Consider the following 11,715-nt stretch of genomic DNA (forward strand, 5'->3'; position numbering starts at 1 on the left):
CATAGTTAAGGTAGAGAGACTTACAAAGATGTACGATGAAAAAAATGTAGTAGATAGCATAAGTTTTGAGATTAAAAAAGGGGAGATTTTTGGGCTTCTCGGTCCGAATGGAGCAGGTAAAACAACAACTGTCTCAATGCTGTCTTGTTTAATTTCTCCTACTTCAGGTAACGCATTTGTAAATGGGAAATCAATAATAAAAGAGCCGATGGAGGTAAAAAAGAGAATAGGCGTTGTCCCACAAGATATTGCATTGTATCCTACACTCTCCGCAAGAGAAAATCTTTTCTTTTGGGGTAAAATGTATGGACTCGGTGGGAAACAACTTCACGAAAGAGTGGGCAAAGTTCTTCAAATTGTCAGCTTAACTAAAAGAAGCGGAGATCTAATCAACAAATACTCCGGCGGTATGAAGAGAAGAATTAATATCGCAGTGGGCTTGTTGCCTTCGCCAGAGCTTCTTATACTGGATGAGCCAACAGTGGGAGTTGATCCTCAATCAAGAACAAACATTCTTGCTACATTAAAGGAATTGAACAAAAATGGCCTCACAATTCTTTACACAAGTCATTATATGGAAGAAGTTGAATTTTTGTGTGATAGAGTTGCTATTATGGACTTAGGTAAAATTATTGCATCCGGGACTCAAAATGAATTGAGGCTTCTTGTTGGCAAAATGGACTCACTAAAAATTGTAACGATAAATGAAATACCCCGGAGTTTAGCAGGAGCAATTAAAAAAATGTCCAGTACAAATGAGGTAGAGATAGTTGATAAATCAATTGAAATATTAACACTTAATAGGAGAAAAGTTTTACCGGACGTATTGGAAATCCTTGGGAAAAGCAATGTCAAGGTTAAGTGGGTTGAAATTGAAGAGCCAAATTTAGAAAGCGTATTCCTTCACCTTACAGGAAAGGAGTTGAGGGATTAATATGAGAAAAATGTTTCTCATTGGCGTTAAGGATGTAAGAATTCGAGCGAGAGATCGCGTCTCTTTTATCGTATTGCTTGCTATGCCATTGATTTTGATTCTTGTGCTGGGTATGGTTTTTCAGCCTTTGTGGACAGATAAACCTTTTACAATTAATATTGCTGTTTTAAATGAAGATAAAGGAGAGATTTCAAATATTCTGATAAATGATGTATTTAGCTCGAATGAATTAAAGGATATGATAAAAATAAGCTTTGTTAAAAGCGAAGAAGAGATAATAGAAAGTATAAATAAAGGTGAAATTGCAGCTGGTGTCGTCATTGAAAAGGGATTCTCAGAATCTATTGTAAAAGGGGAAAATACTAAAATTAATGTTTATGGTGATCCTGAGCAGACTATTAAAGCAAGTGTTATAAAGAATATTGTCGAGTCATTTACTCTTGAGGTTTTGAAAAGAAGAATAATTGTGGAAACTGCCCTTGATTTCTTGCATTCGGAAAATCTTATACAACCTTCGGAGATTCAAAACTTAATTTTCACGTGGCTTTCGGAAATAGAAAGTAAAGAAAACATTGTTTTGGTTAATAAAGAGACAGAAAAAAGGGATACCAAAAACCCTCTTGCAATGGAATATTATGCAGTCGGAATGGGGATTATGTATCTATTGTTTGCAACAAATTCAGGAGCTGAAACAATTTTTACGGAAAAAAGAATTAAGACATTTGACAGAATAAAAGTTGCTCCTGTAAGTGAAAAAGAAATTATCGGAGGGAAACTCTTTGGTATTTTTCTTGTTGCCCTTCTTCAATTTGTCATCATTATAATGTTTACAAGCATATTTTATAAAGTAAACTGGGGTGATTCTGTTCCGGGCATTACCATAATGATTCTCTCTGCCGTATTAGCCTTCTCCGGGCTTTCGACACTCCTGTCTTCATTTACAAAAAGTGAAGAGCAAATTGGAAATATAGGTCCTGCGTTATCAATGATATTTGGATTTCTTGGTGGTGCAATGTGGCCTATATATACTTTCCCGGGATGGATGAACATAGCAAGCAAATTTACACCGAATAGGTGGGCTCTGGACGGATTTTTTAAGCTAATGTACGATGGAGGAGGAGTTATCTCAATCTTTCCATATGCACTTGTCCTTCTCGTTATGGCAAGTATTTTCTTTTCTATTGGTGTTTTCAGGTTAAAGCTGAAGGGAGTGTAAAGATGCTTAAAAAAATTGTTTATATAGCGCTTCATTCTTTAAAAATAGTATTTCGTGATAGAGGGACTCTTATCTGGCTTATTTTAATACCAATCATCTGGACTACTCTTATAGGGACTATGAGTACTCCGCGTAGCGGAAATGAAAAAATCCCTGTTGGTTTTTTCAACAGAGATAAAGGAATCTACGGGGAAACATTTAAAAGTACATTGGAAAAAGAAGAAGGTATTGAAATTATTGGAGAAAGCGACAAAACCAACATGAAAGCTCGTGTAAAAAAGTCTGAGCTTTTTGCAGGTTTATTGATACCTGAGAATTTTTCAGAAAATCTTATGAACGGTAAATCCACGACAATTGAGATTTTGAAATCAGGAAAGAGTTCCTCTTATTTTTTAGATGAGCTTATAACGAAGACAGCAAACAGAATATCCATCGATGCACTTTCAGCGAATTTTACACTTGAAAAATTAAGAGAGAGAAAAATTATTCCGGACGAACAGGAAGAAAATATATGGAGGAAAATATTTCAAAAAGCGGACACATCATTTAATCCTATACCCCCTATTCGGGTGGAGTATAATATTTTATCCGTTGAAAAAAGAGATGAAAGTATACCCAACGGAATGAATGCGTCTTCTCCCGGATTTGCCGTAATGTTTGTTATGATGGGGGTACTCTTTGCAGCGGTTGCAATGGTAGGAGAGAGACACAACAAGACACTTGCGAGTCTTTTAACAACACCAACGAGGAAATTCTCTATAATCTCGGGGAAAATGTTCAGCTTTTTCTTGGTTGGATTTATTCAATTCATGATTCTTATTATTTTTGGCCAGTTTATTCTAAAAGTAAACTGGGGAAATTCACTTATAGGAGTTTTGCTTCTTACTATAAGTTATGTTCTCTCTGTTACCGGGATCGGAATGCTTCTTTCTGTATTTATACGGACTTCTGCTCAGGCAGGTGCGTTTGCTGTGCTTATTTCAATAGTAACAAGTATGTTTGGCGGCGCATGGTGGCCTATTGAAATTGTTCCAAAATTTATGCAGAATGTCGCCCGGTTTACCCCTCAATACTGGGCAATAAATGGGTTTAATAAAATTATCACAAGAGGGTTTGGGGCGATGGCAATTCTTCCGAATTTTTATGTGCTTCTTATATTTTCTATTGTAACGCTTTTCTTTGCTGTGATGCTTTTCAAGTTTGAATAAACCAACTAAATACCATAACTAAATAGTAATTTTCCTGTGTAAAGTCACACAAAATAAATGCTTAAACAGATCTTACGTCGTTTATAATCTAAAAACAAAAGCGCAAAGACAACGCAAAGAGCATTTACAATGTAAAAGTGGTTATTTTTGTGCCAGGCACCATTTTAACCATTTTGGTCGACTGATTTATTTTCGCACAAAAACAACATAAAGACAAAAAACGAGATTGCTTTGTCGTTACACTCTGCGCAATGACGAAGAAAAAGCAACAGAAAAAGATGTAAAAACAAAGATATGTTTCTTCACAACCTGGAGTAGTATATATGATGACAAGGGGCAGAAAAACGCCCCTTCGGGTCCTCGCAATGTCAAAAAAGGCACAGTGACAAAAGAGAAACATGGGAGTATTGAGGGGGTATCTCTTAACCCCTTCAAATTAGACTACGTTTCTACGAACTTAAGCCGTTTCTTAGCACTTTTTCTAAATTACCCTTCTTCCTAAATAGTATTTCAAAAATGACTTTGGCTTAAATAAAGGGTTCCTTGATTGTACTGTCTGCAAAAGTACCTTCAAGAAACCCGCATTCCTTCGTGACACCCCCAGAAACGCTGTTAAATGCAGGATTATTTAATAGCGTTTCCGTGTGTCTTATGAGCTATGACAGTGATTAAAACAAAATATTCCCTTTTTTTAAAACCGTTCGATGTAGGAGCTTCTAAGGGGGTCTCCGTTGATATGCCACAAATGTAGTGTTTATCAGGTGTTCTTGCCCCTTTTAGGTGCCTGAAAGGTATAAAACAAAAAGATGAGAGCAAAGTGAGATTGCCGCAGTCGCCTAACGGCTCCCTCGCAAAGACGATAAATCTGTCGGATTGGTCGGATTGCTTTATAGGCTAAAGCCCCCGCGCAATGACAAAGAAAAAGAATGAAAAGACAAAGAGATACCACAACACTTGACACAATCTTGGATGTTACTAAAATAGAAAACGAAAAATTTGGTAGCCAATCAATTTAGAGAACACTACATTGACAGGTTGATATTGATGAAATTTTCTACCTCCGAGCAAAGAAACATATCGACCGGATACAGAGAGGTGAAGGGATGAATTGGGTAAAAGTAAAATTCTTAGATACGCAAAGAAAAACAAACTTGTCCAAAAAAGGTAGGTTTTGTGAATTTGTTCATCAAGCAATGGTTGATAACAGAGAGATTATTATTAACAAAGGAAATATAAATTGTGAAGGAGCACGAATTGCTTTTGGTTGGCAAAAGAATCTTTCTGATTTTGAACAGAAATTTTCATCCAACAACAAGGTTAATATAAATCTTATTGATGGGGTTCTAAAGAAGATTCAAGTCTCAAATACAAAAAACATAAAGTCCATTATCTTAAATGGAGAAGAAGCAGATATATTGGTCAGCTTTGCTTTACCAAAAGATGTAATGGAAATATCAAGGTTATACTTTGTGCATACGGGAGAAATATTAAAAACAGAGTTAAGGCCTTTTTTATCAATTTGCTTGCAAACAGTTGTTGCCTGGGAAACTGATTATCCCACCGTTTCTTGTGGTTGTAAGGATTCACGTTTATATGCCAGTATAAAAAATGAAGAATTAATTGTTGCCTTTCCTTATTCTATGTACAAAAAAATATTAAAAGGGAACATTGTATAAGCAAAGGTTAAAAGGAAATAAATCTTGATCATCCAATCTTCAATTCCTGCGGGAAAAACACTTATAAAAAAAGTAATTGATTATTTTCTTATAGATTTGATACCAATGAATATTTTACCACTGAGGATGCCGTACTAGTTTCACTAAACTTAGTACAAAATCTAAAGAAAAGAGCAAATGCGGTATTGCCGCGTCAGTCACCAACGCTCCTTCCTCGCAACGACAAAAAAACCGTCGCATTACGCCAAGTTTTATTTCAGGGTCTCTGTTTATCTTGAGGGACACATTCCCTAAAGATTCCTTTAAAGGCCAAAGAAAAGTAAAAACAAAGATGAGATTCCGGATCAAGTCCGGAATGACAAAAAAAATGCAAGAGCGCAAGGGCAGAAAAAACAAAAGAAAAAATAAAAAATGTGATTGCCACATCAACAAGAAATACTATTCCTAAATAATAGACATTCCAATTTTTCTTTTCATTGTACTTGACAGAAAAATATAAAAATGCATATAATATACGCAAGGAGGCAATATGAAAATCATAGGGAATGGTTTAATACTAACATTAGACGACAATGACAAATTTATCACAAACGGCGCAATCCTCATAGATAATGAAGTAATTAAAGAAATCGGAGAAACAGAAGAGCTGCGACAAAAATATCCTGAGGCAGAATTTCTGAACGTAGAGCATCGTCTTATTATGCCGGGCTTTCTTAATACGCATATGCACTTGTACAGCACTTTTGCAAGAGGTATGGGGTTAGAAGGTGCGCCACCTAAAAACTTCAAAGAAATCCTTGAAAAATTATGGTGGAAACTGGACAAAGCTCTGGCAACAAAAGAAGAACTTTATTACAGCGCTCTTGTTCCTCTCATCGAAGGAATAAAGGTTGGGACCACAGGAATTCTAGACCATCACGCCTCTTTTGGATTAGTGGACGGAAGTCTTGATATATTAGAAAAAGCAGCAATTGATACTGGAGTTCGTTCTGCTCTCTGTTATGAAACATCTGATAGGTGCGGAAAAGAATTGAGAGATGCATCCATCAATGAAAATGTACGTTATATCCAAAAAAAGAAAACAGATACATTCAGTACACTCACTGCAGCAACATTTGGTATGCACGCATCGTTAACGCTTTCCGATGAAACGCTGGAAAAAAGCAAAGCAGCAGCTGAAAACCTTGATACGGGCTTCCACATACATGTCGCAGAAGGGATAGAAGATGTAGAAAATTCATTACAAAAAAGCGGGAAAAGAGTCGTGGAGCGGCTGAATGATTTTGGTATACTAGGCGATAAAACCCTTGCAATCCACTGCGTGCATATTGATAAGCATGAAATGGACATACTAAAAAATACAAATACAATGATCGTACATAATCCCGAGTCTAATATGAATAATGCCGTAGGTGTCGCACCGTTATTAAAATTCTTCGAAAAAGAAATACTCGTAGGGCTCGGAACAGATGGCTATACCCCGTCAATGTTTGAATCGGCAAAGGTCGCTTATGTTTTACCAAAACTGCACAACAAAGATCCTCGTATCGGCGGAAATGAAATTCAGCAAATGCTATTTAAAAATAACAGAAAAATCTTTGCAAAATTCTTTGCAAGGCCTGTCGGAATAATTAAAGAAGGAGCCTCTGCCGATGTTATTGTCCTGGATTATTTTCCTCCCACGCCGTTCAATGGTTCAAATGCTTTTTACCATCTCATTTTTGGCATGAGAGACAACATGGTAAATACGACAATAATCAACGGGAAAGTACTTATGCAAGATCACAAACTTACAGAAATAGATGAAGAAGAAGTAATGACAAAATCAAGAGAAATTGCAAAAAAATTCTGGGAAAAAATACAGAATGCCTGATCTTACGCAAGAAGATTTAGCAGAAATTATTGATGTCGCAAGAGGAGCAAAGGAAGGAGATCTTCTTCTTAAAAACGGAAAGATTGTTAATGTATTCAATGTGTCTATCGAAACGGGAAATATTCTCATTCACAAAGGAATTATTGTTGGCATCGGCTCATATGAAAAAGCAAAAGAAATAATAAATGTAAATAAATCTTATATTTCACCGTCTTTTACAGATGCACACCTCCATATAGAAAGCACCATGTCAATTCCCCCTGAATTTGCACGAGCTGTAATCCCTTTAGGAACAACAACAGCCATTGCAGACCCTCATGAAATAGCAAATGTAGCGGGAATTCCTGGCATACAATTCATGATCAACTCTGCTAAAAACCTGCCGATGGATATTTACTTTATGTTATCAAGTTGTGTGCCTGCAACGCCTCTTGAATCATCCGGAGCACATCTCTACGCAGAAGACCTTGCAATATTTAAAGACAATCCAAAAGTTTTGGGACTCGCAGAAATGATGAATTATCCAGGCCTTCTTGCAAAAGATCCTGAGGTATTGGCAAAAATTGCAATATCACGAGATAGGATTATTGATGGCCACTCGCCAGGACTTTCGGGAAAAGATTTAAATGCTTACCTTGCTTCCGGTGTGATGACAGATCATGAATGCACAACACCAGAGGAAGCAAAAGAAAAGTTATCAAAGGGAATGTGGATTATGATGCGAGAAGGTTCTCTCACAAGAGATGTACAAAGACTTATCCCCATATTAAACGAGCACACAAAGCATAGAATTCTTCTCTGCACCGATGATAAACACCCAGAAGACCTTGTACATGAAGGCCATGTTAATTTTGCAATTTCTTTACTGCTTAAAAACAAAATTCCACTTCCGCTCGCTATAAGGCTTGCTACACTGAACCCTGCATCTTTTTTCGGGTTCAAAAGAAACGGAGGCATTGCTCCGGGTTACAGTGCAGATATTGTTGTCTTTAAAGATATCTTGAAAATAGAAAAAGTATTTAAAAATGGCAAGCTGGTCGCATCTGATGGCAAACCCCTATTTGAATTTAAGGGACAGCTGCACGACGACGCTGTTAAAAATACAATCAATATTAAACCAGTCACCTTTAACGATTTAAAGGTACCTAAAAGAAACGGCAAAATCAGAGTGATTGGCATTCACCCCGATACGGTTATTACCAGCGAATTACACTGCACGCCAAGCGTTAAAAATGGGCTTGTAGTATCGGATATCAAAAAAGACATAATCAAAATTGCAGTCATTGAAAGACATAAGGCAACAGGAAATGTAGGAGTAGGGTTTATAAATGGATTGGGATTAAAAAGTGGTGCTTTTGCCACATCGGTTTCACATGATTCGCACAATATTATTGTTACCGGGACAAATGATAAGGACATGCTTCTTGCTATAGCACAAATTGAAGCAATGGGAGGAGGGATTGCTATTATAAAAAATGGTAAAGTTCTTGGTTCCCTTGCACTTCCGTATGGCGGTCTTATGACGAATAGATCAATTAACGAAACTTCAGAAATATTAATAAAACTCCATGAAATTGTAAAAAAAGAAAACGGTACTGCAGTGCCAGATCCATTTATGACACTTGCCTTTATGTCTCTTGCCGTTATTCCAAAATTAAAGATAACTGATAAAGGTCTTGTTGATGTAGATAAATTCGCTTTTGTCCCTCTTTTTGTAAGGACATAGATAAAAATGATACGCATAAAAAATGGCTATATCATAACAAAACAAGAGAAAAATGAAAAAGCAACTATATATATTGACAAAGAAAAAATAAAAGCTATTGTCCCAGGCAATGATACAAAAATTTCGTGCGATAGTGAAATAGACGCGGAAGAAAATATAATTTTTCCGGGATTCTTAGATCCCCATGTGCACTTTGATGATCCGGGCTTTACAAAGAGAGAGGACTTTGAAACAGGTACAAGAAGTGCTGCAGCCGGCGGAATCACAACAATCGCTGATATGCCCTGCACGTCTATCCCCCCAATCACAACAGGCAAAAATTTTGACAATAAACTCAACATCGTGCAGCCGAAAGCGTATGTAGATTTCAGCTTTTGGGGAGGCGTTACGCCAGAACAGGTAGAATCAAATGAGTACAAAAAAACATTGAGAGAACTGAAAAAAAAAGGAATTATCGGAGTAAAATTCTATACCACCTCGGGGATGGAGCTCTATCCGCGAATGACTATTCCCGATATGGATAAGGCTTTTAGAGAACTCAAAACATTAAATTTAGTATGTGCAGTACATGCGGAAGATTTTAATCTCGTACACTACTACTCACAGTTAATGAAAAAGATGGGAAGGATAGATGCAAAAAGTTGGTTTGAAGGAAGAGTATATCAAGCAGAACCCAAAGCTATCTGGTCTCTTTTGGGAATCACAGAAAAGGTCAAAAACAAATTGCACATTGTTCACCTCACTACAAAAGAAGGCCTGAATGTAATTAAGTGGGGAAAACAACACAATTTGGACGTAACAACCGAAACATGTCCGCACTATCTTCTATTTACTATCGGGGATCTTGAAAAAATCGGGCCAATTCTGAAAACTGCACCACCTGTCCGTAAAGAAGAAGACAAAAATGCCTTATGGGAAGGATTACAAAATGGCTCAATTGATTTTATCGCAACTGATCATGCAGCAGGGAAATACCCGGAAGAAAAATCCTCAAACAATATATGGGAAAATTATGCAGGAATACCAGGCACTCAACTTATGGTCCCTATCATGCTTACCTATGGTTATCACAGCGGAAAGCTTACCTTAAACAAAATACAAAAATTACTAAGTGAAAATGCAGCAAAACGCTATGGCTTATATCCTGAAAAAGGTAGTTTAAAAGTTGGAGCTGATGCAGATTTTACAATTGTAGATTTAAATAAAGAATGGATTGTTAACCCGGCACAATTGGAAAGCAAAGGAAAATATTCCGTTGTCGCAGGATACACGCTGAGAGGTAAAATAGCAAAAACCATTGTGAGGGGAACGGTTGTCTTTGACGAAAAATATGAAATAATAGGCAGTAGAGGCTATGGAAAACTCATAAGAAGCAACTTATAGTACAATGAAAATAACAATTATAGTAGATAACTATACAACAAAAAGAGGTTTTATTGCAGAACACGGATTCTCCGCGCTCGTAGAAACCGAACAACAAAAAATTCTATACGATACTGGCCAGGGTCATGCACTAATGCATAACCTCAAAATAAAAAGCATCGACCCTAAAAATATTGGAACAATTGTTTTGAGCCATGGGCACTATGACCACACAGGAGGAATTAAACCATTCAGTAAAAAAAATAATCAATTTGAAATATTCGCCCACCCTGCAGTTCTTTATCCTAAATATAAAATCACAAAAGAGTTAAAGGAAAATATAGGCCTGAAAGCAAATTTAAGCAAATTTAACACAAAGTTTTATGCAAATTCTGTGGAAATTTCCCGAGGAATAATTTTCTCCGGTGAAATACCGAAAATAAATAAATGGGAACTAACAGAAACAATGTATTATAGAAAGATAAATAACAAACTTGAAAAAGATCCCTTTCAAGATGATGTTTCGCTGTATATAATAGCCGATAAAGGCCTGGTTGTTTTAACGGGCTGTGCGCACTCAGGCATCATCAATATTATTAATTATGGAATGAAAATTACAGGAATAAACAAATTGCACGGAGTAATCGGAGGAATGCACCTTAAAAATACATCTGAGAGAAGAATTAAGAGAACTGCAAAATTAATTGCCAGTATGAACCCTGAGTTTGTCACAATATCACACTGCACGGGGATTCTCCCTGGAATAGAGTTTATCAAAAAAATTGGCAAAAGAGTTATTTTTACAGAAGTTTCATCAAAATTCAATTTTTAATTCCCCTTGACTTACTTTGAAATTTAGATATCATATTTTTTAAGGTTAAAAAGTTGCAATAAAATAAAAGAACAATATCTACTATTCACTACTCTTCGGCAACTTAACCCAAGAGAATTTGATTATATAAAATATCACATTCTATAAGGAGGTAGAGTAAAAATGTTAACAAAAGCACTTAAAGACAGAGATTTTATCAGCTTGATGGATTTTAGCAAAGAAGAACTTGAAACAATTTTTGATGTAGCTTTTAATCTCAAAAGAAAAGTAGCGTTGGGAGAACCACAAGATAATCTACTTAAGAACAAAACGCTTGCAATGATTTTTGCTAACCCTTCAACAAGAACAAGAACTTCTTTTGAAGCGGCAATGACACAGCTTGGAGGACATGCACAGTTCCATACTCCTGAAGTTATGCAAATTGCACATCACGAAACCTGGATTGACACCGCAAGAGTTCTCGATCGTTATGTTGATGGCATTATGATTCGCATGTACGGCCTTGAAAAATATGGACAGGCAAGAGAGATTTTAAAACACATGTCGGCTAATGCAAATATCCCTCTTTTCAATGCACTTGATGATAAAGAACATCCTTTCCAAATTATGGCAGATATTATGACAATGATTGAAAAACTTGGTCAAAACTGGAAAAGCAAAAAAATTGTAATGAGCTGGGCATACTCCGGAAGGGTCAAATCTGCAGGAGTTCCACAAACAATGGCAATAGCAGCCTCGCTTCTCGGTATGAATTTGACGCTAGCATACCCTGAAAAATATGATGTAGATCCAGAATACATGGCATTTGCAAACAAGGCAGCAGAAAAAAGCGGAGGCAAAATCAATGTAGTGCATGATGTTTTTGATGCGGCAAAAGATGCTGATGTT

9 protein-coding genes are annotated in these 11,715 nt (G+C 36.5%); all 9 read left to right on the plus strand.

The window, feature by feature from the left end; genetic code table 11:
• The first annotated feature begins 1 nt into the window (after position 1).
• Positions 2 to 934, plus strand: coding sequence for an ABC transporter ATP-binding protein (locus U9Q18_02410; GenBank protein MEA3313211.1), 933 nt, complete (start codon positions 2 to 4; stop codon positions 932 to 934).
• Position 935: 1 nt separating this feature from the next.
• The gene (locus U9Q18_02415; protein MEA3313212.1) at positions 936 to 2,150 is read left to right on the plus strand and encodes an ABC transporter permease; all 1,215 of its coding nucleotides are present in this window, start codon (positions 936 to 938) and stop codon (positions 2,148 to 2,150) included.
• Between the two features lie 2 nt (positions 2,151 to 2,152).
• Positions 2,153 to 3,358: an ABC transporter permease gene (locus U9Q18_02420; protein MEA3313213.1), complete on the plus strand. Its 1,206-nt coding sequence runs from the start codon at positions 2,153 to 2,155 to the stop codon at positions 3,356 to 3,358.
• 1,103 nt (positions 3,359 to 4,461) lie between these two features.
• On the plus strand, positions 4,462 to 5,034 hold the full coding sequence (locus U9Q18_02425; GenBank protein ID MEA3313214.1) for a DUF169 domain-containing protein: 573 nt from the start codon (positions 4,462 to 4,464) through the stop codon (positions 5,032 to 5,034).
• Positions 5,035 to 5,563: 529 nt separating this feature from the next.
• Positions 5,564 to 6,907, plus strand: coding sequence for a putative aminohydrolase SsnA (gene ssnA, locus U9Q18_02430; protein ID MEA3313215.1), 1,344 nt, complete (start codon positions 5,564 to 5,566; stop codon positions 6,905 to 6,907).
• Positions 6,900 to 8,633: an adenine deaminase gene (gene ade, locus U9Q18_02435; protein MEA3313216.1), complete on the plus strand. Its 1,734-nt coding sequence runs from the start codon at positions 6,900 to 6,902 to the stop codon at positions 8,631 to 8,633. The genes ssnA and ade overlap by 8 nt, the downstream gene beginning before the upstream one ends.
• 6 nt (positions 8,634 to 8,639) lie before the next feature.
• Positions 8,640 to 10,016 carry an allantoinase AllB gene (allB, locus tag U9Q18_02440; protein ID MEA3313217.1) on the plus strand — a complete coding sequence of 459 codons (1,377 nt, stop codon included), beginning with the start codon at positions 8,640 to 8,642 and terminating at the stop codon, positions 10,014 to 10,016.
• Positions 10,017 to 10,020: 4 nt separating this feature from the next.
• Positions 10,021 to 10,827 carry an MBL fold metallo-hydrolase gene (locus U9Q18_02445; protein ID MEA3313218.1) on the plus strand — a complete coding sequence of 269 codons (807 nt, stop codon included), beginning with the start codon at positions 10,021 to 10,023 and terminating at the stop codon, positions 10,825 to 10,827.
• Between the two features lie 162 nt (positions 10,828 to 10,989).
• The coding region (locus tag U9Q18_02450) for an ornithine carbamoyltransferase (GenBank protein MEA3313219.1) at positions 10,990 to 11,715 on the plus strand (726 nt) is incomplete at its 3' end.

The organism is Caldisericota bacterium (assembly GCA_034717215.1).
Classification (GTDB): domain Bacteria; phylum Caldisericota; class Caldisericia; order Caldisericales; family Caldisericaceae; genus UBA646.

Bases quoted from the DNA above. Each gene is read 5' to 3' on its own strand.
- ssnA (MEA3313215.1), top strand. From the start codon at position 5,564: ATGAAAATCATAGGGAATGGTTTAATACTAACATTAGACGACAATGAC.
- U9Q18_02415 (MEA3313212.1), top strand. From the start codon at position 936: ATGAGAAAAATGTTTCTCATTGGCGTTAAGGATGTAAGAATTCGAGCG.
- U9Q18_02425 (MEA3313214.1), top strand. From the start codon at position 4,462: ATGAATTGGGTAAAAGTAAAATTCTTAGATACGCAAAGAAAAACAAAC.
- U9Q18_02420 (MEA3313213.1), top strand. From the start codon at position 2,153: ATGCTTAAAAAAATTGTTTATATAGCGCTTCATTCTTTAAAAATAGTA.
- U9Q18_02445 (MEA3313218.1), top strand. From the start codon at position 10,021: ATGAAAATAACAATTATAGTAGATAACTATACAACAAAAAGAGGTTTT.
- allB (MEA3313217.1), top strand. From the start codon at position 8,640: ATGATACGCATAAAAAATGGCTATATCATAACAAAACAAGAGAAAAAT.
- ade (MEA3313216.1), top strand. From the start codon at position 6,900: ATGCCTGATCTTACGCAAGAAGATTTAGCAGAAATTATTGATGTCGCA.